19 protein-coding genes are annotated in these 25,297 nt (G+C 68.6%); 7 read left to right on the forward strand and 12 right to left on the reverse strand.

Features of this window, described 5'->3' with window-relative positions; translation table 11 throughout:
- Positions 1 to 28 precede the first annotated feature (28 nt).
- The 5 genes from prcB to arc form a co-directional block, all read right to left on the reverse strand.
- Positions 29 to 874: a proteasome subunit beta gene (gene prcB / locus PBV52_RS08760; protein WP_274237721.1), complete on the reverse strand. Its 846-nt coding sequence runs from the start codon at positions 872 to 874 to the stop codon at positions 29 to 31.
- Positions 826 to 1,419 carry an endonuclease VII domain-containing protein gene (locus PBV52_RS08765; RefSeq protein WP_274249338.1) on the reverse strand — a complete coding sequence of 198 codons (594 nt, stop codon included), beginning with the start codon at positions 1,417 to 1,419 and terminating at the stop codon, positions 826 to 828. The genes prcB and PBV52_RS08765 overlap by 49 nt, the downstream gene beginning before the upstream one ends.
- A gap of 32 nt (positions 1,420 to 1,451) precedes the next feature.
- Positions 1,452 to 1,670 carry a ubiquitin-like protein Pup gene (locus tag PBV52_RS08770; RefSeq protein WP_019757212.1) on the reverse strand — a complete coding sequence of 73 codons (219 nt, stop codon included), beginning with the start codon at positions 1,668 to 1,670 and terminating at the stop codon, positions 1,452 to 1,454.
- A 199-nt stretch (positions 1,671 to 1,869) separates the two neighbouring features.
- A complete protein-coding gene (gene dop / locus PBV52_RS08775) occupies positions 1,870 to 3,381 on the reverse strand; it encodes a depupylase/deamidase Dop (RefSeq protein WP_346283454.1) in 1,512 nt (503 codons plus the stop codon).
- Positions 3,382 to 3,626: 245 nt separating this feature from the next.
- Positions 3,627 to 5,393: a proteasome ATPase gene (gene arc, locus PBV52_RS08780; protein WP_128427956.1), complete on the reverse strand. Its 1,767-nt coding sequence runs from the start codon at positions 5,391 to 5,393 to the stop codon at positions 3,627 to 3,629.
- Positions 5,394 to 5,637: 244 nt separating this feature from the next.
- Between arc and PBV52_RS08785 the strand changes: the two genes are divergently transcribed.
- Positions 5,638 to 5,943: a ferredoxin gene (locus PBV52_RS08785; protein ID WP_274237722.1), complete on the forward strand. Its 306-nt coding sequence runs from the start codon at positions 5,638 to 5,640 to the stop codon at positions 5,941 to 5,943.
- Positions 5,944 to 6,001: 58 nt separating this feature from the next.
- Here the strand turns inward: PBV52_RS08785 and PBV52_RS08790 are convergent, their stop codons facing one another.
- From PBV52_RS08790 to PBV52_RS08800, 3 genes are all read right to left on the reverse strand, one after another.
- Positions 6,002 to 6,580 (reverse strand): hypothetical protein, encoded by a 579-nt coding sequence (locus tag PBV52_RS08790; protein WP_274237723.1) that lies wholly within the window; start codon positions 6,578 to 6,580, stop codon positions 6,002 to 6,004.
- A gap of 269 nt (positions 6,581 to 6,849) precedes the next feature.
- The gene (locus PBV52_RS08795) at positions 6,850 to 7,752 is read right to left on the reverse strand and encodes a tRNA (adenine-N1)-methyltransferase (RefSeq protein ID WP_274237724.1); all 903 of its coding nucleotides are present in this window, start codon (positions 7,750 to 7,752) and stop codon (positions 6,850 to 6,852) included.
- Between the two features lie 56 nt (positions 7,753 to 7,808).
- Positions 7,809 to 9,578: a site-2 protease family protein gene (locus PBV52_RS08800; RefSeq protein WP_274237725.1), complete on the reverse strand. Its 1,770-nt coding sequence runs from the start codon at positions 9,576 to 9,578 to the stop codon at positions 7,809 to 7,811.
- Positions 9,579 to 9,753: 175 nt separating this feature from the next.
- Here PBV52_RS08800 and PBV52_RS08805 point away from each other — a divergent pair, with 175 nt between their 5' ends.
- Together PBV52_RS08805 and PBV52_RS08810 are read left to right on the forward strand one after the other, a co-directional pair.
- Entirely contained in the window at positions 9,754 to 10,878 is a 1,125-nt protein-coding gene (locus tag PBV52_RS08805; RefSeq protein ID WP_274237726.1) for a RecB family exonuclease, read from the forward strand.
- Positions 10,879 to 10,892: 14 nt separating this feature from the next.
- Entirely contained in the window at positions 10,893 to 11,564 is a 672-nt protein-coding gene (locus tag PBV52_RS08810; RefSeq protein WP_058926326.1) for a response regulator transcription factor, read from the forward strand.
- 117 nt (positions 11,565 to 11,681) lie between these two features.
- On the opposite strand, the gene PBV52_RS08815 is transcribed toward PBV52_RS08810, so the two are convergent.
- The 4 genes from PBV52_RS08815 to metH form a co-directional block, all read right to left on the reverse strand.
- Complete coding sequence (locus PBV52_RS08815) at positions 11,682 to 13,262, reverse strand: ABC transporter substrate-binding protein (protein WP_274237727.1); 1,581 nt, start codon at positions 13,260 to 13,262, stop codon at positions 11,682 to 11,684.
- Positions 13,263 to 13,361: 99 nt separating this feature from the next.
- Entirely contained in the window at positions 13,362 to 14,966 is a 1,605-nt protein-coding gene (locus PBV52_RS08820) for an ABC transporter substrate-binding protein (RefSeq protein ID WP_274237728.1), read from the reverse strand.
- 424 nt (positions 14,967 to 15,390) lie between these two features.
- Positions 15,391 to 16,086 (reverse strand): HAD family phosphatase, encoded by a 696-nt coding sequence (locus PBV52_RS08825; protein ID WP_274237729.1) that lies wholly within the window; start codon positions 16,084 to 16,086, stop codon positions 15,391 to 15,393.
- 130 nt (positions 16,087 to 16,216) lie between these two features.
- A complete protein-coding gene (metH, locus tag PBV52_RS08830) occupies positions 16,217 to 19,735 on the reverse strand; it encodes a methionine synthase (RefSeq protein WP_274237730.1) in 3,519 nt (1,172 codons plus the stop codon).
- Between the two features lie 296 nt (positions 19,736 to 20,031).
- On the opposite strand from metH, the gene PBV52_RS08835 reads away from it, so the two are divergent.
- The 4 genes from PBV52_RS08835 (at position 20,032) to PBV52_RS08850 (ending at position 25,278) form a co-directional block, all read left to right on the forward strand.
- Positions 20,032 to 20,796, forward strand: a complete 765-nt coding sequence (locus PBV52_RS08835; protein WP_274237731.1) for an IclR family transcriptional regulator — start codon at positions 20,032 to 20,034, stop codon at positions 20,794 to 20,796.
- A gap of 378 nt (positions 20,797 to 21,174) precedes the next feature.
- A complete protein-coding gene (locus PBV52_RS08840) occupies positions 21,175 to 21,969 on the forward strand; it encodes an MIP/aquaporin family protein (RefSeq protein ID WP_274237732.1) in 795 nt (264 codons plus the stop codon).
- A gap of 97 nt (positions 21,970 to 22,066) precedes the next feature.
- Positions 22,067 to 23,608, forward strand: coding sequence for a glycerol kinase GlpK (glpK, locus tag PBV52_RS08845; protein WP_274237733.1), 1,542 nt, complete (start codon positions 22,067 to 22,069; stop codon positions 23,606 to 23,608).
- A gap of 53 nt (positions 23,609 to 23,661) precedes the next feature.
- Positions 23,662 to 25,278, forward strand: a complete 1,617-nt coding sequence (locus tag PBV52_RS08850; protein ID WP_274237734.1) for a glycerol-3-phosphate dehydrogenase/oxidase — start codon at positions 23,662 to 23,664, stop codon at positions 25,276 to 25,278.
- Positions 25,279 to 25,297 lie beyond the last annotated feature (19 nt).

Below are 25,297 nucleotides of genomic sequence, written 5' to 3' on the forward strand. Positions count from 1 at the left end.
GATCACCTTGATAAGACCGACCCGCCGCCTACAGCAGCGCGGCCCGCGGGCCGTCGGGCTGCTCCAGACGCCGCTCCAGGATGGAACGGGCGATCTCAGAGGACTCGTCATCGCTGAGCCGACGGAAGCCGGACTCGGTGATCACGGTGACGATCGGGTAGATCCGGCGGGCGACATCGGGACCACCGGTCGCCGAGTCGTCGTCAGCCGCGTCATACAGGGCCTGCACCACGAGCGTCGTGGCCTCGGCCTCGTTCAGGTCATCACGGAAGAGCTTCTTCATGGCACCACGCGCGAAGATCGACCCCGAACCGGTGGCGGCGTAACCCGTCTCCTCGGAACGACCACCGGTCACGTCGTAGGAGAAGATCCGCCCCTTCTCCCGATCCACGTCATACCCCGCGAAGATCGGCACCACGGCCAGCCCCTGCATGGCCATCCCCAGGTTCTGCCGAATCATCGTCGACAGACGATTCGCCTTGCCCTCCAGCGACAGCTGCGCACCCTCGACCTTCTCGAAGTGCTCCAGCTCCAACTGGAAGAGCTTCACCATCTCAATGGCCAGACCGGCCGTACCGGCCATACCCACGGCCGAGTACTCGTCGGCCGGGAAGACCTTCTCGATGTCGCGCTGGGCGATGACGTTGCCCATGGTGGCCCGACGGTCACCGGCGAGCACCACGCCCCCCGGGAACGTCACACCGACGATGGTCGTCCCGTGCGGCGCCTCGATCACGCCCTGCGTGGGTGGGAGTTGCCGGTTGCCGGGCAGCAGCTCCGGCTGATGCTCGGAGAGAAAGTCCACGAACGAGGACGACCCAGGCGTCAGGAAGGCAGCTGGTAGACGCCCGGTGCTACGAGTGTTGGCTTCCACGCGATTCCTTCCAAGTAAGCGGCGGCCCGGCGGACGGCGTCGGGATCGTCGCCCAACTTGCCGATGGCCGAATTGCAGTTGAAGCACAGTACGCCACGGACCCTACCCGTCTTGTGGCAGTGATCCACATGTACGGCCGGAGCCTTCAGACAGATCACGCAGAGCCCCATCTGAGAGGCAACCATCTCGTCACGCTCGGCTTCGGTGAGGCCGTAGTGGCGCTTCAAGTGACCCGCGCGGCCCTCGGCGGCTCGGCACGCCTTGCAGCGCGTCGACAGCCCGTCTGAGGCCGTTGCGTTGCGGTGCCACTCGCTCCACGGCTTTACCTCGCCGCATTTCAAGCAGAGCTTGTGCCCCTCGGGCACCTCAACCTTCCGGCGGACCTTCCGGCCGAGGCCCTGCTGACGCGTCCGGTGATAGTCCGACGCGCAATCCCGGCAGTGTCGCTGCAGACCGTCCAGATTGGACCGCCTACGAGCGAAGGCTGCGTACGGCTTGTCCTCACCGCACCGCACGCAGCGCTTCACGCTCTCTTCGCTTGTCAACTCGAACCCCACCGTAACCTTCGATTCGAAGGCTACTGGCCGCCTTTCTGAACGAATGATCGAACGAAGTCCTCGGCGTTCTCCTCCAGGACATCGTCAATCTCGTCCAGAACCGAGTCCACGTCGTCGCTCAGCTTCTCCTGCCGCTCCTTGAGGTCCTCGGAAGCCTGCGTCTCTGCCGCCTGCTCCTCGACCTCCTCAGTGGAACGCGTGGCCTTCTGCTGTCCGCCGCCGGTGTCCTTGGTTGCCATATCCCTCACCCCGCTCAGTTCGCCCGACATGGTCGACAGGTCGGCTTTCCTGCCGATCGGTGATGATCAGACCCTACAAGCCGGGTCTGACATCGGCCCCGCAGTTTCTCCAACGTACGGGGGCCATCTCGATGATTCCCGGACGCCGGGTTTTCCACCCTGCCCAGCCGACGTCCGGCCGACACCGCCCGAGTACCCCTCAGCCGCCTGACAGGACCCTGACCAGGTCCTCTGCGGTGCGGCAGCGGTCCAGGAGCTCCTTGACGTGATTTCGCGTTCCGCGAAGTGGTTCGAGGGTTGGAACACGCTGGAGGGAGTCCCGGCCGGGCAGGTCGAAGATCACCGAGTCCCAGGAGGCCGCGGCGACGTCGTCGGCGTACTGCTCCAGGCAGCGCCCGCGGAAGTACGCGCGTGTGTCCTCCGGCGGCTTGGCCTTGGCCCTCTCGACTTCCGTCTCGTCCAGGAGGCGCTTCATGCGTCCCCGGGCCGCGAGGCGGTTGTAGAGGCCCTTTTCAGGGCGTACGTCGGCGTACTGGAGGTCGACGAGGTGGAGCCTGGCTGCGTCCCAGTCGAGGTTGTCGCGGCGGCGGTAGCCCTCCATGAGCTCCCGCTTGGCGACCCAGTCCAGTTCGCCGGCGAGGCTCATGGGGTCGCGTTCGAGGCGGTTCAGGGTGTCCTCCCAGCGGGTGAGGACGTCCTTGGTCTGCTCGTCGGCGTCGGCGCCGAAGCGCTCCTCCACATATTTGCGCGACAGCTCGTAGTACTCCATCTGGAGCTGTACGGCGGTGAGTGTGCGGCCGCTGCGGAGGGTGATCAGGCGCTTGAGGGACGGGTCGTGCGAGACCTGGTGGAGTGTGCGTACGGGCTGGTCGACGGCCAGGTCCACCGCGATGAAGCTGTCCTCGATCATCGACAGGACCAGGGCCGTCGTACCCAGCTTCAGGTACGTGGAGATCTCCGAGAGGTTCGCGTCGCCGATGATCACGTGCAGGCGGCGGTACTTCTCGGCGTCGGCGTGGGGTTCGTCGCGGGTGTTGATGATCGGGCGCTTCAGGGTGGTCTCCAGCCCCACCTCGACCTCGAAGTAGTCCGCTCGCTGGCTGAGCTGGAAACCGTGTTCGTGGCCGTCCTGGCCGATGCCGACGCGGCCTGCTCCGGTGACGACCTGGCGGGAGACGAAGAAGGGGGTGAGGTGGCGCACGATGTCGGAGAAGGGGGTTTCCCGCTTCATCAGGTAGTTCTCGTGCGTGCCGTAGGAGGCGCCCTTGTTGTCGGTGTTGTTCTTGTAGAGGTGGATGGGCTGGGCGCCGGGGAGCTGGGCGGCGCGTTCGGCGGCTTCGGCCATGATGCGCTCGCCGGCCTTGTCCCACAGGACGGCGTCCCGTGGGTTGGTGACCTCGGGCGCGCTGTATTCGGGGTGCGCGTGGTCGACGTAGAGTCGCGCTCCGTTGGTGAGGATGACGTTGGCCAGGCCGATGTCCTCGTCGGTGAGCTGGCTGGAGTCGGCGGCCTCGCGGGCGAGGTCGAAGCCTCGCGCGTCCCGCAGCGGGTTCTCCTCCTCGAAGTCCCAGCGGGCCCGGCGGGCCCGGTGCATCGCCGCCGCGTAGGCGTTGACGATCTGGGATGAGGTGAGCATGGCATTGGCGTTGGGGTGGCCGGGGACGGAGATCCCGTACTCCGTCTCGATGCCCATTACTCGCCGTACGGTCATGCGGCCCTCCTTGCCCGGCGGCACCCTCGGTCGTGGGCGCCGCACAGATACCGCTGGCGCTCGGTTGCGTGTGCGGTGCCCGTCCCCGCACTGCGCGACTCGGCGGTACGGAAGAGCCTAGAACGCCTCTGCGCTGGTGGGGAGATCATTTGCGTCATTGCCTTGCACGCCTCGTGTTCCGGTTCTGGCCTGAAAAACAGTGGGCTGCGGGTACCCGGTGAGGGCACCCGCAGCCGCCCTGCCTTTTACAGGTACTGACCGGTGTTCGCCACCGTGTCGATGGAGCGTCCGGTGTCTGCGCCCTGCTTTCCGGTGATGAGGGTGCGGATGTAGACGATCCGTTCGCCCTTCTTTCCGGAGATGCGGGCCCAGTCGTCCGGGTTGGTGGTGTTGGGCAGGTCCTCGTTCTCCTTGAACTCGTCCACGCATGCCTGGAGGAGGTGGGAGACGCGGAGGCCCTTTTGGTTGTGTTCGAGGAAGTCCTTGATCGCCATTTTCTTGGCGCGGCCCACGATGTTTTCGATCATGGCGCCGGAGTTGAAGTCCTTGAAGTAGAGGACTTCCTTGTCGCCGTTGGCGTAGGTGACTTCCAGGAAGCGGTTTTCCTCGGATTCGGCGTACATCTGCTCGACGGCGGTCTGGATCATGCTCTGGACCGTGGTCGTCCTGCTGTCGCCGTGTTCGCCGAGGTCCTCGGGGTGCAGTGGGAGGCGTTCTGTGAGGTACTTGCCGAAGATGTCCTTGGCGGCCTCGGCGTCGGGACGTTCGATCTTGATCTTCACGTCCAGGCGGCCAGGGCGCAGGATGGCGGGGTCGATCATGTCCTCGCGGTTGGAGGCGCCGATGACGACCACGTTCTGCAGGCCTTCCACGCCGTCGATCTCGGCGAGCAGCTGGGGGACGATGGTGTTCTCCACGTCCGAGCTGACGCCGGATCCGCGGGTGCGGAAGAGGGATTCCATCTCGTCGAAGAAGACGATGACGGGTGTGCCCTCGCTGGCCTTTTCACGGGCTCGCTGGAAGACGAGGCGAATCTGTCGCTCGGTTTCGCCGACGTACTTGTTGAGGAGCTCGGGGCCCTTGATGTTGAGGAAGAAGCTCTTGCCTTGGGCCTGGCCGGTGACTTCGGCGACCTTTTTGGCCAGCGAGTTGGCGACGGCTTTGGCGATGAGTGTCTTGCCGCATCCGGGGGGGCCGTAAAGGAGGACGCCCTTGGGTGGGCGCAGTTCGTGCTCCTTGAACAGGTCGGGGTAGAGGTACGGGAGCTCGACTGCGTCGCGGATCATTTCGATCTGGTTGCCCAGACCGCCGATCTGTTCGTAGCCGATGTCCGGTACTTCTTCGAGGACGAGTTCCTCGACCTCGCTCTTGGGGACAACCTCGTAGACATAGCCGGAGCGGGGTTCGAGCAGCAGGGCGTCGCCGGGACGGATGGTGACGTCCAGCAGTGGCTCGGCGAGCCGTACCACCCGTTCCTCGTCGGTGTGCCCCACCACGAGGGCGCGCTCGCCGTCCTCGAGGATCTCCTTGAGGGTGACGATGTCGCCGACGCTCTCGTACTCCATGGCTTCGACCACGTTGAGCGCTTCGTTGAGCATCAGTTCCTGGCCGCGCCTGAGGTCGTCGAGTTCGACGCTCGGGCTGACGTTCACGCGGAGTTTGCGGCCTCCGGTGAAGATGTCGGCGGTGCCGTCCTCGTTGGCTTGCAGGAAGACACCGAAGCCGGCCGGTGGCTGTGCGAGCCGGTCGACTTCTTCCTTGAGGGCCACGATCTGGTCGCGGGCCTCACGGAGCGTGTTGGCCAGTCGCTCGTTCTGTGCGGAGACGCCGGCCAGATTGGTCTGCAGCTCGACGATCCGCTCTTCGAGAATCCTCGTGTGTCGCGGAGAGTCGGCGAGCTTGCGTCGCAGGACGGCGATCTCCTGCTCAAGGTAGGCGATCTGCCCGGCCGGGTCGTCGGACCCTCGTCCCGGGCGGATGCCGCGGTTCATGTCGTCGTCGTGGGCTGCCACGGTCCTCACCTCCTCCAAGGGGAGCTGGACGCTTCCAGACCCTACCTGGGTGGGTGTCGATTGAAACCCCTAGATCACAAAGACTGTCGAGGTGTGTCCGATCTTCACCCTTGCGCTCTCCCTCACGCCAGGGGAATACCCACCGAACATGATTGGGAAGCCGCCGGAGGTAGGGTCGAAGTGTTCAACACCCGTCAGAGCTGGCCGGATTCCCGTACGGCTCGGCGTAGCAACGGCAGGAGAGATGAGCGTGGAGCAGGCGGCCGGGGTCGACGGTGAGGTGCTGGAGGTCTGGATCGATCAGGATCTCTGTACCGGCGACGGCATCTGCGCCCAGTACGCGCCTGAGGTGTTCGAGCTGGACATCGACGGTCTGGCCTATGTGAAGAGCGGCGAGGACGAGCTGTTGCAGGCCAAGGGGGCCACAACGCCCGTTCCGTTGCCGCTTCTCACGGATGTGGTGGACTCGGCGAAGGAGTGTCCGGGCGAGTGCATCCATGTGCGTCGCGTTTCGGACAAGGTCGAGGTGTACGGTCCGGACGCCGAGTGACCTTGCGCATACGGGGTGTTACGACTGTCTGATTTCTCACATGTGCCGGTGACATGGGTCAGACGCTGTGGGCACCGGCGGGTGTCGAGCGGACGAACGCGCCGTTCTTCCACTGCCACTTCGCGCTGTTCTTCACGTCCGGGCAGCAGCGCGGTACGTCGATGGACGAGTAGCCGAGCAGGTCGGTGACGACGGCTCCGTCACGGACGGCGACGTCACTGACGGTGATGCTGTCCTTCGGGTTGATGAGGGTCGCGATGAGGCGGGGCGCGGCGGTCTCCGTGGTCCGGGTGAGGACGTAGAGGCCGTCGGGCGGGGTGCCCATGGGTGAGTCGCAGTGGACGACGGCCACGGTCTCGGGGCTGCCGTCGCCGTCCAGGTCTCCGGTGGCCTTCTTGACCACGATCGCCTTCACCGGCCCGCATTCGAGCGGGAAGTCGACGCCGGTGGGGTCGGGGGGTGTGGTGGCCGCGGGGGCGTTCTTCGCTTCCGGGCCGGCTGTCTGGGCCGCCGTCGCCGAGTTGGGCTGCAGGACCGAGGAGAGGGCCACGACGCCGGCGACCGCTGTGGCGGTGGCGAGCCAGTGCATGGGTCGGGTGTGAGTGTGTGCCAGTTCCGGGACGGCGGATTGCTGCACTAGGAGCGTCTCCTGTGAGGGCTGTGCCGGTGGGGTGGGGGTGGCCAGCATGGTGCCACACGTCACAGTCCGGGGGAACGGCGGGGTGTGGAGTTCCGGTGCCGGATGTCCGGTGGTTGGGGGTGCGGAGGGGGCGTACGGGTGTTGTGCGACGTTCGGATTGTCGGTTGTTGGTGTTGCGTCAACACAAAGGCGCTGTGGCCGAGTTCCGGGGGTGTTCCGGGAACTCGGCCACAGCGCTTGTTCGTTGAATGCGGCACGAGGCCGCCTCAGCGGCCGGCGCCTCCGTCGGCGTTGGGGCCTTCGTAGTCCTCGCCGTAGGCACCCTTGGCGGGGCGGCGGCGGCGCATGGGCGGCTCGACGCCGTCGGCGAGGCGGCGGGCGGTGAGCAGGAAGCCGGTGTGGCCGATCATGCGGTGGTCCGGGCGGACGGCCAGGCCCTCGATGTGCCAGTTGCGGATCATCGTCTCCCAGGCGGTCGGCTCGTTGAAGCAGCCGATCTCGCGGATGGACTCCACGGTCCGGGCGAGCTGGGTGGTGGTGGCGACGTAGCAGCAGACGATGCCGCCGGGGACGAGCGCCTTGGAGACGGCCTCCAGGCACTCCCAGGGGGCGAGCATGTCGAGGATGACGCGGTCGACCTCGGTGTCGCTCAGGTTGTCCTGGAGGTCGCCGACGGTGAGCTGCCAGGCGGGGTGCGGGCCGCCGAAGTAGCGCTCCACGTTCTGCTTCGCGATCTCGGCGAAGTCCTCGCGGCGCTCGTAGGAGTGCAGCATGCCCTGGTCGCCGATGGCGCGCAGCAGGAAGCTGCTGAGCGAGCCGGAGCCGACGCCGGCCTCCACGACGCGGGCGCCGGGGAAGATGTCGGCGAAGGCGAGGATCTGCCCCGCGTCCTTGGGGTAGACCACGGCGGCGCCGCGGGGCATGGACAGGACGTAGTCGGGGAGCAGGGGGCGCAGCGCGAGGTAGGCGACGTTCCCGGTGGTGCGGACAACGCTGCCCTCGGGAGCGCCGATCAGCTCGTCGTGCGGGAAGGAACCCTTGTGGGTGTGGAAGTTCTTCCCGTCCTCGAGCGTGAACGTGTAGTGGCGGCCCTTGGGGTCGGTCAGCTGAACCTGGTCCCCGACCTTGAAGGGCCCGCGCCTGCGGGCGGCACCGGTCGGTTCGGACATGTGAACAGCCTACCGGCGTTTCTGGGGGTCGCCGACCACGCGTGTGTGCCGGTGCTTCAGCTGGGGCGGGCCATGGCCTTCACGAAGGCGCGCTCCACGTCCGCCGCGGACAGGACGCCGTAGATCTCGCCGGTCTCCTCGACGACGAGGTACTCCGTCGCCGGAGCCGCGCGCAGGGCGTCGAGGAGTTCTTCGCCCGCCAGCTCTGCGGAGACGCGCATGCCGTCGGTCAGGTCCTGGGCGAGGCCGCTGACGGCGACCCAGGGGCGGCGGTGTTCCGGTACGCCGACGATGGCGGCCTCGCGGACGAGGGAGAGGGGGTTGCCGTCGGCGTCGACGACGACCAGGGCGCGGGCGCCGGCGGCGTTGGCGCGGCGCAGGGCCTCGGAGAGGGGGGTGTCGGTCTCCACCGGGACGGCGCGGCGGGTGAGGGTGCGGGCGCGCAGTTCGGGGAGGTGCTCGCGCAGGCGGGCCATGCGCAGGCTGTTGCCGGCGCCGGTCCAGATGATCGCGGCGAGGATGGCGGCGAGCAGGGCGTCCATGACGGTGTCCATGCCGACGTTGTCCACGGCGTCGGAGCCGAGGGCTCCGGACTGGGTGAGCAGCGGGAGGCCGACGAGGACGGAGACGGCGAGGGCGCGGCCGATCCAGGCGGCGGCGATGGTGCCGGTCATCGGCTTGCCGGTGATCTTCCAGACGACCGCGCGGAGCATGCGGCCGCCGTCGAGGGGCAGGCCGGGGAGCAGGTTGAAGGCGGCCACGATGAGGTTGGAGACCATCAGGCCGGCCAGCAGGACGCCGGGTACGGTGCCGGGTTCGACGGTCTGCATGGCTGCGTAGAAGACGCCGGCGAGGACGAGGGAGAGCAGCGGGCCGACGAAGGCGAGCACGAACTCCCGTCCCGGTGTCTCGGCTTCCTTCTCGATCTCGGAGACGCCGCCGAAGAACTGCAGCTGGATGCGGCGCACGGGGAGCTTGAAGCGGAGGGCGGCGACGGTGTGCGCGAGTTCGTGGACGAGGACGGAGGCGTAGAAGGCGACGGCGAAGAAGAGGGAGACGAGGTAGCGGGCGGCGCCGAGCTCGGGCAATACCCGGTCGAGCTGCCCGCCGAAGACCCAGGTGATGAGGGCGGCGACGAGGAACCAGCTGGGGGCGACGTACACGGGAACGCCGAACGGCCGGCCCATCAGCAACCCGCCTCGGGGCTCCCGGGGGCGTTGGGGCGGGCGGGTCTTTCCCGCGCCGGAGTGGGCGAGGGCGTGGCCGGGGTGGCTGGGGGTGGGGTGGGGCTGGGTGGCTTGGTGGTCCGGCTTGGTGGGGGTGTGCGGGCGCGGGTGCGCGTCGGCGTCGGCGTCGGCGTCGGCGTCGGCGTCGGGGGCCGCTTGCGCGGGGGGCTGGGGCGACGCGGGTGCCGTGGGGTCATGAGCGGTGTCGTCGGGGCCCTGCTGGGTTACGGGTGCCTCCGGCGCCTGACGGGCTGCCTCACCGTCGGTGGAGCCGTGCGGTGCCCGGGGCGCGGAGTCGGCTGCGAGCTCTTGCGCCGGTGACCGACCCGCAGGGCCGTTCCCGCTGTTCTCGCTGTCGCTGTTCTCGCTGTCTGCCTCGCCGCCTGTGTCACTCGGGGTGTCCGCGCCCCGCGAGTGTCGCGGGGCCTCGTCCTGCGAGTCCCGGTCGGTGTCCCCTGGCTGAGTGTCCGTGGGCTGTTCGGCGTTCGGGGCCGGGTCGGGGCGTGTGGGGTCGGTGGCCGGGGTCATACGGTCCGCTCGGCGATCGGTCGACTCGTCGGTGCCGGACCGCGGCTGCCCGCTCCCGCCGCTCTCGTCCACGGTGTCCCCTCGTTCGAAGCGTCTTCCGCGCCTGCCGGGCGGATGGGTCTGTGGTCGATGGTATGCGGCCATGGTGACGCCTTTCGCCCCGGCACCCCCTCAGTTTCCCCCGCGGGCGCAGGCCCAACGGCGGCGGCTGGGTCACTGTCAGTGGCGGGCCGTAAGGTCTGTGGACATGGAGACGAGCACGGAGGGTGCCGCGGCGGACTGCGGCAGTGACGTCGCGTCGGCGACAGGGCCGGTGGCGGACGGGTACCCAGCGGGGCCGGAGCCGCACCCGGCGGGGGCGGACAGTGCGGTGGCGACGGTCGAGGCAGGTGAGGACGCGGGCGAGGCGGGTGCGGGTGCGGCCACGGCGGTCGGCGTGGCCGCGCGCCCGGCCATACCGCCGGCCTCGCTGTCGCCGTCCCGTGCCAGTGACTTCATGCAGTGCCCGCTGCTCTACCGGTTCCGGGTGATCGACCGGCTGCCCGAGAAGCCGAGCGCGGCGGCGACCAAGGGCACCCTCGTGCACGCGGTGCTGGAGCGGCTCTTCGACGCCCCGGCCGCCGAGCGGACCGCGCCGCGCGCCAAGTCCCTCATTCCCGGCCAGTGGGACCGACTGCGGGAGAGCAGGCCGGAGGTCGTGGAGCTGTTCGAGGACGACCCCGAGGGCGAGCGGCTGGCGACATGGCTCGGTGAGGCGGAGCGGCTCGTGGAGCGCTGGTTCAGTCTGGAGGATCCGACCCGGCTGGAGCCCGCCGAGCGTGAGCTGTTCGTCGAGGCCGAGCTGGACTCGGGGCTGCGGTTGCGCGGCATCATCGACCGCGTCGACGTGGCGGCCACGGGCGAGGTGCGGATCGTCGACTACAAGACCGGCAAGGCGCCCCGGCCCGAATACGCCGAGGGTGCGCTGTTCCAGATGAAGTTCTACGCGCTCGTCGTGTGGCGGCTGAAGCAGGTGATCCCGCGCCGGCTCCAGCTCGTCTACCTCGGCAGCGGTGACGTGCTGACGTACGACCCGGTCCTCGCCGACCTGGAGCGGGTGGAGCGCAAGCTGCTCGCGCTGTGGGACGCGATCCGGCAGGCGACGGAGACAGGCGAGTGGCGTCCCCGGCCGACGAAGCTGTGCGGCTGGTGCGACCACCAGGCCCACTGCCCGGAATTCGGCGGCACTCCCCCACCGTATCCGCTGCCGGTGAGGGTGACTGACCCAGGTCCGGCCGGGGGTCCGGGGGTTGGCCCCCGGGAGATGCAGTCGTTGCCGGTCAGGGCGGGCGAGTCCGGCGGCGACACGCAGGGCAGAATGGGGCCGGACTAGCGAAGGAGACTTACGTGGCCATCCGCGTCCTACTGGTCGACGACCAGCCCCTGCTGCGCACCGGCTTCCGGATGATCCTGGAAGCGGAGCAGGACCTCGCGGTCGTGGGCGAGGCCGGCGACGGCCTCCAAGCTCTCGACCAGGTGCGGGCCCTGCAGCCCGACGTGGTTCTGATGGACATCCGCATGCCCCGGATGGACGGTGTCGAGGCGACGCGACAGATCACCGGGCCCGGGCGGGACGGCCCGGCGAAGGTGCTGGTGCTGACCACCTTCGATCTCGACGAGTACGTGGTGGAGGCGCTGCGGGCGGGTGCCAGCGGCTTCCTTCTGAAGGACGCCCCGGCCAATGAGCTGGTGCAGGCGATCCGTGTGGTCGCCGCCGGTGAGGCGATGCTCGCGCCGAGCATCACGCGCCGGCTCCTCGACAAGTACGCCACGCATCTGCCGTCCGGCGACGAGCCCGTTCCGGACACCCTGCATACGCTCACCGAGCGCGAGGTGGAGGTGCTGAAGCTGGTGGCGCGGGGCCTGTCCAACGCGGAGATCGCCGCCGATCTGTTCGTCAGCGAGACCACCGTGAAGACGCACGTGGGCCATGTGCTCACCAAGCTGGGCCTGCGGGACCGGGTGCAGGCCGCGGTGTACGCGTACGAGAGCGGGCTGGTGCGCCCCGGCGCGCAGTAGGAGCCCGCGTCACGGTGAGGGGTCCGCGTCACGGCGCGGGGCCTGAAGCGCAGCGAAGAGGGCGCCCCTTCTCGAGAAGGGGCGCCCTCCGTGCGTGTACGGCAGGTACGGCTTCCGTCAGCCCTTGCTGAGCTCCCAGAAGCGGAAGACGGTGGAGGCGTCGAGGCAGTACTCCAGGCCGTAGACGTTGTCGCGGACGACCGCGTACTGCTTGGCCTGCCAGACCGGGAGGACGGGGAGTTCCCTGGCCACGATGTCCTGGAGCCGGCCGAACTCGTCGTCCGTCGCGGAGCGGTCGCTCTCGGCGGCGGTGCGCGGGATGAGCGAGCCGGTGATCGAGCGGTTGCTGTAGTTGTTGCTCAGCACGTTGCCCTTGCCGAAGAAGGGGGCCGTGAAGTTGTCGGCGTCCGGGTAGTCCGGGATCCAGCCCTTCACGTACACGCCGTACTTGCCGTCGGCGATGTCCTTCTCGTACTGGTCGAACGCGACGGACTGCACGTCGGCGTCGAACAGGCCGCTGTCGTTGAGCTGCTGCGCTATCGCCTTCAACTCCTGGTCGGTGGCGGGGCCGTAGCGCGACGGGGTGGACCACAGGGTCAGCTTGACCTTGCCGGTGATGCCGTCGTCCTGCAGCGCGGCGGCAGCCTTGGCCTTGGAGGGGCGGGCGCCGTAGGTGTCGAAGAAGGCCGTGTTGTGGCCGCCGATACCGGCCGGGATGATCGAGTACAGCGGGCTCGCCGTGCCCTGGTAGACGTCCTTGATGAGGGCGTCACGATCGATGAGGTAGGCGATGGCCTTGCGGACGCCGAGCTTTCCGGTGACCGGGTCGTCCATGTTGAAGACCAGGTGCTGGACCTCGGCGCTGCTGCCCTCGACGACCTCGACACCGGAGTCGCCGCCGGACTTCTCGACGTCGGCGATGTCGCCGGCGGTGAGGCCTCGGTAGGCGATGTCGACCTCGTCTGCGAGCAGGGCCTTCTTCAGGGCGTCCTGGTCGCCGTGGAAGAACTTCAGCGTCACACCGGAGTTCTGCACGTCGGCCGTGCCCTTGTAGTACTCGTTGACGGAGAAGACGGCCTCGTCGTCGTCGAACGTGTCCAGCTTGTACGGGCCTGAGCCGACCGCGTCACCGTCCTTGCGCAGGCCCTTCGCGTCGTACTGCTCCTCGTCGACGATGGAGCCGGCACCGGAGGCGATCTTGCTCGGGAAGGTGGCGTCGGGGGTGTTGAGCCGGAAGACGACGGTCGCGTCGTCCGGTGTCTCGACCTTGTCGAGCGTGGGGAACATGACCGAGGGGCCGTCGGGGTCGTTGATCTTCAGCATGCGGTCGAAGGAGAACTTGACGTCCTCGGAGGTGAGCGCGTCACCGTTGCTGAATTTCAGCCCGTCTCGCAGCGTGCATTTGTAGACCTTGGCCTCCGTGTCGGAGAAGGTGCACTGCTCGGCGGCTTCGGGCTGTGGTTCGGTGGCGCCCTTGGGGAAACTGAGCAGCGACTGGAAGACGTTGTTGAACAACAGCCACGAGCCCGGGTCGTAGCCGGAGGCGGGGTCGGTGGCCAGGACGTCGTCCGACATCCCCATGACCACCGAGGTGCCGGTCCCCCCGGAGTCCCCCGTCTCGGTTCCACAGCCGGTCAGCAGGCCTGAGGCCAGCCCTGCCACGACGGGCAGGACCGGCCACTGGTTGCGCATGTTCACGTACGAGTGCCTTGTCGTCGGTTGTGAGACGCCCGGGCCGCGTCCTGGATCCCGGGCCGGGCCCGGCGCCATGGTCGTGGGCGCCGGGCGCGGGAGACGTCAGCCGCTCACGCCACGGCCGAGCTCCCACAGCTGAAGGGTCGAGGAGGAGTTGAGCGCGTACGCCGTGCCGGTGACGTCGTCGCCCGCGGCGACGTACTGCTTGCCCTGCCACAGCGGCAGCACGGGCACGTCATTGGCGACGATGTCCTGAATGTCCGTCAGGCTGTTGGAGGCGGACAGCCGGTCGGCCGCGCGGCGGGACTCCGGGATGAGGGTGTTGCGGATCGTGCTGTTGGCGTACGGCGAGCCGAGGAAGTTGTCCTTGTCGAGGAACGGCGCGAGGTAGTTGTCGGCGTCGGGGAAGTCCGGGAACCAGCCCATGCCGTAGACCTCGTACTCGCCCTTCTGTTCGGCGGGGCGGAACGTCGCCCAGGGGGCGCCCTGGATGTCGACGTCGAACAGGCCGCTGCCGTTGAGCTGCTTCTGCAGCAGCTCGAACTCCTTCTTGGTGGCCTGGCCGTAGTGGTCGGTGGTGTAGTGCAGGGTCAGCTTCACCGGGGTGGTGATGCCCGCCTTCTCCAGCAGCGACTTGGCCTTGGTCACGCTCGGGTCGCCGTACTTGTTGAAGAACGCGTTGGAATGGCCCGTGATGCTGGCGGGGACCAGCGAGTACAGCGGTTCGGCCTGGGAGCCGTAGACCTTGGAGACGAGTTCACCGCGGTCGATGACCTGGGCCATCGCCTGGCGTACGGCCTTGCTCCGGACGCTCGGGGCATCGGTGTTGAAGGCCAGGTAGCGGATTTCCAGGCCGGACATGTCGACGAGGTCGACGCTGTCGTCGGAGTCGGCCGACAGCTTCTGGATCTGCTCGGGCGACATGGTGCGGGTCATCAGGTCGATGTCGCCCTGGTCGAGGGCGGTGCCCATCTCGTCGGCGTCGGCGAAGTTGCGCAGTTCGACCTTGTCGTTGTTCACCTTCAGACTCCCCTTGTAGTCGGGGTTCTTGGTGAACACGGCGGAGACCAGCTCGTCGTTCTTGACCTCGGCCTGGAGGGTGTACGGGCCTGAGCCGTCGACCTCGAAGCCGTCGCGCAGCTTGCCCTTGGCGTAGATGTCCGGGTCGACGATGCCGGCGACCGGGGTGGACAGCTTGAAGGGGAAGGTGGCGTCGGCGGTCTTGAGGTGGAAGATCACCTCGCGGTCGCCCTTGGTCTCGACGGTGTCGATGGTGGACAGCAGCGCGAAGACGCCGCTGTCGGCCTTGAGGGAGCGGGCGCGGTCGATGGAGTACTTCACGTCGGCCGCGGTGACGGGGTCGCCGTTCGCGAACTTCAGGCCCTCGCGCAGGGTGCAGGCGTAGCGTTCGTTGCCGCTGTCGGTGAAGCCGCAGCTCTGGGCGGCCTCGGGCACCGGGTCGCCCTCGCCGCGCGGCTGGATCATCAGGGTCTGCACGGTCTGGCGCAGGATGTTCCAGGTCCCGACGTCGTAGGCGTAGGCCGGGTCGAGCGGGGCGGGAGCGTCCTTCGAGGCAGTGAACGCGTCCGTGGTGCCGACGACGATCGCGTCGCCGTTGTCGCTACCGCTGTCGGTTCCGCCACAGGCGGCGAGAACCGGCGCGAGCAGGCCGATGACGGCCGGCAGCACCAAAGTCTTGCGGTTCATGCTCGGGTTTCTCCAGCTGTCGACTCCGTGTACCCGGCATGCAGGGGTGTTGCGGCGGATCACGGGGGTTAGGGCGATGTTCTCGCGACGAGATTAGTCCGCACCTGCAGGAGGGTTCGAAGCCACCGGAGTTGAGGCCTCATCACGGAGTGAAACCGGGTGCGGACGCAACGAAAACCTGACAGTGGAAGGATTCGTGCGCCATCCCATCAATTGGGACACAAGGACTCGCGCAGAGTCACCGAAAGAGGCCGAAGATCACGACCCGACCGGCCTGTCGACCCCCTTTCGCGTGGCGAACGTCACAAACTGAACGGTCTTGGCGGGCACCGGAATTCAGCCATCGGACACGTTCGAATTTCCTTGCGGAATTCTCGCGCTATCGATGTTGCACGCTGCGTGAACGCCGATCGTATTTCCGTTGTCACGCCGCCATCAGCCCGCGCAAGAATGCCAGATCGACCTCTTCGAGCGAGGTCACCACGGTGCGCCGGGCGGCCGGGGTGATCGGTGCCACGGACGGCACGGCCACCACATGGCAGCCGGCAGCCTCGGCCGCGGCGACGCCGGTCGCCGTGTCCTCGACGACCGCGCATCGGGCCGGGTCGGCGCCGAGTCCGGCCGCCGCGAACAGGTACGGGTCCGGGTGCGGCTTGGTGCGCGGGACCTCGTCGCCGGCGACGGTCAGCGCGAAGTGCTGGGGGCCGAGCGAGGTGAGGACCCGGTCGATGATGCGCCGGTGCGAGGCGGAGACCAGGGCCGTGGGGATCTCGTACGCGGCCAGCTCGGCCAGCAGCCGGGCGGCCCCCGGCATCAGCGGCAGGGCGCGGTCGATGCGGTCCTCGAAGCCCTCGTTGAGCAGCACCGTGAGCTCGGCGAGGGTGATGTCGGCGCCGGTGGCCTCGATCAGGAATCCGGCGCTGCGGGTCATGGGGCCGCCGACCACGACATGGCGCCAGGTGTCGTCGAGCGTGTGGCCGAGGCCGGCGAAGATCTCGACCTCGACGTCCCACCAGAAGCCCTCCGTGTCCACCAGGGTTCCGTCCATGTCGAGCAGCACGGCCTGCAGGGCTGAGCCCTCGGCCGTACGGGTTCCTGGTGCGGGGACCGTGCTGGTCATCCACGTACCTCCTTGAAGGGGCGATCAGGCCGGTCCCCACGAAGGGGACCGGCCTGCGGTGGACCGACCAGTGTACGACTCCCGCGGCTGAAACGCCTGGTTTGATCGACGGGCGGCGCGCGGAGCGGTGTCAGCGGGCGTTGAAGTACTTCGCCTCCGGGTGGTGGATGACGATCGCGTCCGTGGACTGCTCGGGGTGCAGCTGGAACTCCTCGGACAGGTGGACGCCGATGCGCTCCGGCTGGAGCAGGTCGGCGATCTTGGACCGGTCCTCCAGGTTCGGGCAGGCGCCGTAGCCCAGCGAGAAGCGGGCACCTCGGTACTTCAGCGCGAACATGTCCTCGATGTCGGCCGGGTCCTCACCGGCGAAGCCCAGCTCGGAGCGCACGCGCGCGTGCCAGTACTCGGCGAGCGCCTCGGCCAGCTGCACGGACAGGCCGTGCAGTTCGAGGTAGTCGCGGTAGGCGTTCACCTCGAACATCCGCGCGGTTTCCTCGCCGATCCGCGAGCCCACGGTGACCACCTGCAGGCCCACGACGTCCGTCTCGCCCGACTCCTGCGGGCGGAAGAAGTCCGCCAGGCACAGGCGGCGGCCGCGGCGCTGGCGCGGGAAGGTGAAGCGGGTGCGTTCGTTGCCGTGCTCGTCCAGGAGGATCAGGTCGTCGTCCTTGGAGACACAGGGGAAGTAGCCGTAGACCACGGCCGCTTCGAGGAGGTTGTCCGTCTGGAGCTTGTCGAGCAGGCCGCGCAGTCGCGGGCGGCCCTCGGTCTCGACGAGTTCCTGGTACGACGGGCCGTCTCCGGTGCGGGTCTCCTTCAGGCCCCACTGGCCCTTGAAGAGGGCGCCCTCGTCGAGCCAGGACGCGTACTCCTTGAGCTGGATGCCCTTGATGACGCGGGTGCCCCAGAACGGCGGCTCGGGCAGCGGGTTGTCGGTGGCGACGTCGGAGCGGACGTGGCCTTCCTCGGGACGCTCGTCCAGTACGGCCGTGGCGGCGGTGCTCCTGACCCGGCGCTGCTTGAGCTCGGGCAGCTTCGCGCCGGGCACGCCCCGCTTGACGCCGATCAGGGCGTCCATCAGGCGCAGGCCCTCGAACGCGTCCCGGGCGTAGCGGACTTCGCCCTCGTAGATCTCGTGCAGGTCCTGCTCGACGTACGCGCGCGTGAGGGCCGCGCCGCCGAGGATCACCGGGAAGTTCGCCGCCAGGCCGCGCTGGTTGAGCTCCTCCAGGTTCTCCTTCATGATCACCGTGGACTTCACGAGCAGCCCGGACATGCCGATGACGTCGGCGCGGTGCTCCTCGGCCGCCTCCAGGATCGCCGAGACCGGCTGCTTGATGCCGAGGTTGACCACGTTGTAGCCGTTGTTGGACAGGATGATGTCCACCAGGTTCTTGCCGATGTCGTGCACGTCGCCGCGCACCGTGGCCAGCACGATGGTGCCCTTGCCGTCGGCGTCCGTCTTCTCCATGTGCGGTTCGAGGTAGGCGACGGCGGCCTTCATCACCTCGGCGGACTGGAGCACGAACGGCAGCTGCATCTGCCCGGAGCCGAACAGCTCGCCGACGACCTTCATGCCGTCCAGGAGGGTCTCGTTGACGATGTCCAGGGCGGGGCGGTCCTGGAGGGCCGCGTCGAGGTCGGCCTCCAGGCCGTTGCGCTCGCCGTCGATGATGCGGCGCTTGAGGCGCTCCTCCAGCGGGAGGGCGGCGAGTTCCTCGGCCTTGCCGGCCTTGAGGGACTTCGCGGTGGCGCCCTCGAACAGGGCCATCAGCTTCTGCAGCGGGTCGTAGCCCTCGGCGCGGCGGTCGTAGATCAGGTCGAGGGCCGTCTGCACCTCTTCCTCGTTGAAGCGGGCGATCGGCAGGATCTTCGACGCGTGGACGATCGCCGAGTCCAGGCCCGCCTTGACGCACTCGTCGAGGAAGACGGAGTTGAGCAGGATGCGGGCGGCCGGGTTGAGGCCGAAGGAGATGTTGGACAGGCCGAGGGTGGTCTGTACGTCCGGGCGGCGGCGCTTGAGTTCGCGGATCGCCTCGATGGTGGCGATGCCGTCCCCCCGGGACTCCTCCTGGCCGGTGCAGATGGTGAAGGTCAGGGTGTCGATGAGGATGTCCGACTCGAGGATGCCCCAGTTCGTCGTCAGGTCCTCGATGAGCCGCTCGGCGATCTCGACCTTCTTCTCGGGGGTGCGGGCCTGCCCCTCCTCGTCGATGGTCAGCGCGATCAGCGCGGCGCCGTGCTCCTGGGCCAGCTTGGTGACCTTGGCGAAGCGGGACTCGGGGCCGTCGCCGTCCTCGTAGTTGACGGAGTTGATGACCGCGCGGCCGCCGAGCTTCTCCAGGCCGGCCTGGATGACGTCGACCTCGGTGGAGTCCAGCACGATCGGCAGCGTGGAGGCGGTGGCGAAGCGGCCGGCCAGCTCCTCCATGTCGGCGACGCCGTCGCGGCCGACGTAGTCCACGCAGAGGTCCAGCATGTGGGCGCCCTCGCGGATCTGCTCGCGGGCCATCTCCACGCAGTCGTCCCAGCGGGCGGCCAGCATGGCCTCGCGGAACTTCTTCGAGCCGTTGGCGTTGGTGCGCTCGCCGATGGCCAGGTAGGAGGTGTCCTGGCGGAACGGGACCGTCTGGTAGAGCGAGGCGGCGCCGGGCTCGGGCTGCGGCCGGCGCTCCACGGGCGCGGCTTCCCGGACCCGCTCGACGAGCTGGCGCAGGTGCTCGGGGGTGGTGCCGCAGCAGCCGCCGATGAGGTTCAGCCCGTAGTCCCGTACGAAGGTCTCCTGGGCGTCGGCCAGGCCCTCGGGGTCGAGCGGGAAGTGGGCGCCGTCCTTGGTGAGGATCGGCAGGCCGGCGTTCGGCATGCACAGCAGCGGGGTGCGGGAGTGCCGGGCCAGATAGCGCAGGTGTTCGCTCATCTCGGCGGGGCCGGTCGAGCAGTTCAGGCCGATCATGTCGATGCCGAGGGGCTCCAGCGCGGTCAGCGCGGCGCCGATCTCGGAGCCGAGCAGCATGGTGCCGGTCGTCTCGAAGGCCATCGAGACCAGCAGCGGCACGTCGGTGCCGGTCGCCTCCATGGCGCGCCGGGCGCCCAGGATCGACGACTTCGTCTGCAGCAGGTCCTGGGTGGTCTCCACGATCAGGGCGTCCGCACCGCCGGCGAGCAGGCCCTCGGCGTTCGCCTGGAAGCCGTCGCGCAGCGTGCCGTAGCCGATGTGGCCGAGGGTCGGCAGCTTCGTACCGGGTCCGATCGATCCGAGCACCCACCGCTGGCGGCCGTCGCGGGCGCCGAACGCGTCGGCGGTCTCTCGGGCGATACGGGCGCCCGATTCGGACAGCTCGTAGACCCGGTCGGCGATGTCGTACTCGGCCATGGCCGAGTGGTTGGCGCCGAAGGTGTTGGTCTCGACGCAGTCCACGCCCGCTTCGAAGTACGCCTCGTGGACGGATCGGACGATGTCGGGCCGGGTGAGGTTCAGGATCTCGTTGCAGCCCTCGAGGTTCTCGAAGTCCTCGAGGGTGGGGTCCTGGGCCTGCAACATGGTGCCCATCGCTCCGTCGGCGACCACCACACGGGTGGCGAGCGCCTCACGGAGGGCGGACACACGGGTCCGGCTGTCGGCGGAAGGGGTCGGTGGCAACGAGGCCATGAAAGGGCTCCCTGGAATGCGACGGCTGTCGGCTTTGCGCCCTTTGCGGGTCCGTCCGCAGGGGGCGCACGCCGCCAGAGTAGCCGGGACCGCCGCCGAATGGTCAGGGGCGTCCACGGGGCGGGACGAGGATGACGGCGGGGTCCATTCCCGGATACGGGTGACGCAACAGAAGAGGACGGATGCCGACCGACCATTAGCGGGAGGTCGGCATCGACTAGTAGTGTTCGACATTGCCGAACAGCGGCAGCGACGTCGCATGGTCGACGCTCGAAGGGGACGGAGGCAGTACGGCGATGGCACGGAACATCCAGTCGCTCGAGCGGGCGGCCGCGATGCTGCGACTCCTCGCAGGTGGTGAGCGGCGGCTCGGCCTGTCGGACATCGCCTCGTCACTGGGCCTCGCCAAGGGCACCGCCCACGGGATTCTGCGCACCCTCCAGCAGGAGGGCTTCGTCGAGCAGGACGACGCCTCCGGGCGCTACCAGCTGGGCGCCGAGCTGCTGCGCCTGGGCACCACCTATCTGGACGTGCACGAGCTGCGGGCGCGCGCCCTGGTGTGGACGGACGACCTGGCCCGCTCCAGCGGGGAGAGCGTCTACCTGGGCGTGCTGCATCAGCATGGCGTGCTGATCGTGCACCACGTCTTCCGGCCCGACGACAGCAGGCAAGTGCTGGAGATCGGGGCCATGCAGCCCCTGCACTCCACGGCCCTCGGCAAGGTCCTGTCGGCGTACGACCCGGTCGCGCACAGCGAGGCGATAGAGGCCGACCGCAAGGCCTTCACGGACCGGACCGTGTGCGAGCTGGACAGCTTCGAGCACATCCTCGACATGACACGCGCGCGCGGATACGCCGCCGACGTCGAGGAGACCTGGGAGGGCGTCGCCTCGGTCGCCGCCCCCATCCACGACCGGCGCCGCATGCCGGTCGGCTCGGTCGGCATCACGGGCGCCGTGGAGCGGCTGTGCCGGGACGGCGAGCTGCGTCCCGAGCTGATCGCGGCGGTACGGGACTGCGCCCGCGCGGTGTCGCGGGATCTGGGCGCCGGGCGGTTCTGAGCACCGCACGGCACGGGAGTCGGCAAACGGGACGTCATAGGGCGTTCCGTTCTTCGGCATAGCCGGACAGAGCCAAGCAAATCACCCGGACGGAACGCACCGTGTCCCCTACGTGGCAGTACGCATCCGATCCGGCAGTGTCGATAAATCAACACATCCGATAACGATCGAGCATTCGATAACAGGACCCTTGACGCACGCCTGACGCCGGGGCAAGACTCCCGTCCATCGGTCGGCATTGTCGAACACCTACCGGCAATACGCGCTAGAGTGTGACAACGCCAAGGGCCGGCATCGCTCTCACCCCCGAGGGCAACGCGAACCACCGGAGGGACCCGGGGTTCGGCTTCCCCTGGACGAAGGACAAAGGAGTCGCGGGTGTCCAGCTCCGACATCTTCATCGGCGAGACCATCGGTACCGCCATACTCATCCTGCTCGGCGGCGGCGTCTGCGCCGCTGTCACGCTGAAGGCCTCCAAGGCTCGTAACGCCGGCTGGCTCGCCATCACCTTCGGGTGGGGCTTCGCAGTACTCACGGCGGTCTACACCTCGGCGCCGCTGTCCGGCGCCCACCTGAACCCGGCCGTGACCGTCGCACTCGCGATCAAGGACAACGACTGGAGCAACGTTCCGACGTACTTCGCCGGACAGCTGCTCGGCGCCATGATCGGTGCGGCCCTGGTCTGGGTCGCCTACTACGGCCAGTTCCACGCCCACCTCACCGACAAGGAGATCGTCGGCGGTCCGGGCGCGCAGGCCACCGCGGCCAAGGCCGTCGAGGCACAGGAGAAGGGCGCCGGCCCGGTCCTGGGCATCTTCTCCACCGGTCCCGAGATCCGGCACGCGGTGCAGAACCTCCTCACGGAGATCATCGGCACCGTCGTGCTGGTGCTCGCGGTCCTGACCCAGGGCCTGAACGACAGCGGCAAGGGCCTGGGCACCCTGGGCGCCCTGATCACCGCGCTCGTGGTCGTCTCGATCGGCCTGTCGCTCGGCGGCCCGACCGGTTACGCGATCAACCCGGCCCGTGACCTCGGTCCGCGCATTGTCCACGCCCTTCTCCCCCTGCCCAACAAGGGCGGTTCCGACTGGGGCTACGCCTGGATCCCGGTGGTCGGCCCGCTCATCGGCGGCGCCATCGCGGCAGGCATCTACAACGTCGCCTTCGCTTAGGAGCACCGCTCCTCACCCGTTCGGGTGAGGAGCACCGAAACTCTCAGCGCGCGCCGTACGTAAAGCCCCATAACCACGGAACTTCCAGGAGCACACAGTGACCGACGCCCACACCGCCGGCCCTTTCATCGCCGCCATCGACCAGGGCACCACCTCGTCCCGCTGCATCGTCTTCGACCGCGACGGCCGTATCGTCTCCGTCGACCAGAAGGAGCACGAGCAGATCTTCCCGAAGCCGGGCTGGGTCGAGCACAACGCCAACGAGATCTGGACCAACGTCCAGGAAGTCGTCGCCGGAGCCATCCAGAAGGCCGGCATCACCCGTGACGACATCAAGGCCATCGGCATCACCAACCAGCGCGAGACCACCGTGCTGTGGGACAAGAACACCGGTGAGCCCGTCCACAACGCCATCGTCTGGCAGGACACCCGCACCGACGCGCTCTGCAAGGAGCTCGGCCGCAATGTCGGCCAGGACCGCTTCCGCCGTGAGACCGGCCTTCCCCTCGCCTCCTACTTCGCCGGTCCCAAGGCCCGCTGGCTGCTGGACAACGTCGAGGGCCTCAAGGAGCGCGCCGAGGCCGGCGACATCCTCTTCGGCACCATGGACACCTGGGTCATCTGGAACCTGACCGGCGGTGTCAACGGCGGCAAGCACGTCACCGACGTCACCAACGCCTCCCGCACCATGCTGATGAACCTCCACACCATGGAGTGGGACGACAAGATCGCCGAGTCGATCGGCGTGCCGCTGCAGATCCTGCCCGAGATCCGCTCCTCCGCCGAGGTCTACGGCGAGGTCACCGGCGGCAAGCTGGGCGACCTGCTCGGCGGCATCCCGGTCGCCTCGGCGCTCGGCGACCAGCAGGCGGCCCTGTTCGGCCAGACCTGTTTCTCCGAGGGCGAGGTCAAGTCGACGTACGGCACCGGCACCTTCATGGTGATGAACACCGGTGAAAAGATCATCAACTCCTACGCGGGTCTGCTGACCACGGTCGGCTACAAGATCGGCGACCAGCCGACGATCTACGCCCTGGAGGGCTCGATCGCCGTCACCGGCTCCCTGGTGCAGTGGATGCGCGACCAGATGGGCCTGATCTCCACCGCCGCCGAGATCGAGACGCTCGCGCTCTCGGTCGAGGACAACGGCGGCGCCTACTTCGTACCGGCCTTCTCCGGCCTGTTCGCCCCGCACTGGCGCTCCGACGCCCGCGGTGTGATCGCCGGCCTGACCCGGTACGTCACCAAGGCGCACCTCGCGCGTGCCGTTCTGGAGGCCACCGCCTGGCAGACGCGGGAGATCGCCGACGCCATGGTCAAGGACTCCGGCGACGAGCTGGTGGCGCTCAAGGTCGACGGTGGCATGACCGCCAACAACCTGCTGATGCAGACGCTCTCGGATGTCCTGGACGCGCCGGTGGTGCGCCCGATGGTCGCCGAGACCACCTGCCTCGGCGCCGCCTACGCCGCCGGTCTCGCCGTCGGCTTCTGGAACAGCACCGACGACCTGCGCGCCAACTGGCGCCGGGCCGCCGAGTGGACCCCCCGCATGGACGCGGAGACCCGCGACCGTGAGTACAAGAACTGGCTCAAGGCCGTCGAGCGGACCATGGGCTGGCTCGAGGACGACGAGAGCTGACGAGAGCCGACGAAGGCTCCGACGCGAGCTCTGATGAGGAGTAAGAACCCGAAATGACCAGTCAGTCCACCCTGCAGTCCGTGCCTGCCCTCGGTACGCGCCCGGCCTCCGGCTCCAACCCGAGCCGCGCCGAGACCCGGGAGCAGCTCGCCAAGGCGTCGTACGACCTTCTCGTGATCGGCGGCGGCATCCTGGGCATCTCCACCGCCTGGCACGCCGCGCAGTCCGGCCTGCGGGTGGCTCTGGTCGACGCCGGCGACTTCGCCGGCGCCACCTCGTCCGCCTCCTCCAAGCTGCTCCACGGCGGTCTGCGCTACCTGCAGACCGGCGCGGTGAAGCTGGTGGCGGAGAACCACTTCGAGCGCCGTGCGGTCTCCCGCCAGGTGGCACCTCACCTGGCGAACCCGCTCACCTTCTACCTCCCCGTGTACAAGGGCGGGCCGCACGGCGCTGCGAAGCTCGGGGCGGGCGTCTTCGCCTACTCCGCGCTCTCCGCGTTCGGCGACGGAGTGGGACACCTGCTCTCGCCGGCCAAGGCCGCGCAGGACGTGCCCGAACTGCGCACCGACAACCTCAAGGCCGTGGCCGTGTACGGCGACGACCAGATGAACGACGCGCGCATGGCGCTGATGACGGTCCGCGGGGCCGTCGAGGCGGGTGCCGTGGTGCTCAACCACGCCGAGGTCACCGGCCTGCGCTTCACCAAGGGCCGGGTGACGGGCGCGGAGCTGCGCGACCGCCTCTCCGGCGACGAGTTCGGTGTGAGCGCCCGCCTGGTGCTCAACGCGACCGGCCCCTGGGTCGACCACCTGCGCAAGATGGAGGACCCGAATGCCGCGCCGTCGATCCGTCTGTCGAAGGGCGCGCATCTGGTCCTGAAGCGGACGTCGCCGTGGAAGGCGGCGCTCGCCACCCCGATCGACAAGTACCGCATCACCTTCGCCCTGCCCTGGGAGGACATGCTCCTGCTGGGCACCACGGACGAGGAGTTCGAGGGCGACCCGGCGGACGTCGCGGTCAACGACAAGGACATAGCCCAGATCCTGGACGAGGCCGCGTTCTCCATCCGGGACCAGCAGCTGGACCGCGATCTCATCACGTACGCCTTCGCGGGTCTGCGCGTGCTGCCGGGCGGCCCCGGTGACACGGCGAAGGCCAAGCGCGAGACCGTCGTGACCGAGGGCAAGGGCGGCATGCTGTCCGTCGCGGGCGGCAAGTGGACGACCTTCCGGCACATCGGCCGTACGGTCATGCAGAAGCTTCAGGCGCTGCCGGGCCACCCGCTGGGCGACGACTTCGAGCCGATCTCCTCGCTGCCGAAGAAGCTGCCGCTGCCGGGTATCGCCAACCCGCGCGCGGTCGCCCACCGTCTGCTGACCGACCGCCCGGCGCCCGGCCCGCGCATGGCGGCCGACACCGCCAAGCACCTGGCCACGCACTACGGCTCGCTGGCCTTCGACATCGCCCGCATCGCGAACGAGAACCCGGAGCTGAGCGAGCGCGTCCACCCGGACGCCCCGGAGATCTGGGCCCAGGTCGTCTACGCCCGCGACAACGAGTGGGCCGAGACGCAGGACGACGTCCTGCGCCGCCGTACGACGCTGACCATCCGGGGCCTGGCCACGGACGACGTCCGCGCGAAGGTCCAGGACCTGCTCGACAAGAAGTGAGCCTCGCAGGCGCCGTGGG

The sequence above is a fragment of the Streptomyces sp. T12 genome (assembly GCF_028736035.1).
GTDB lineage: Bacteria > Actinomycetota > Actinomycetes > Streptomycetales > Streptomycetaceae > Streptomyces.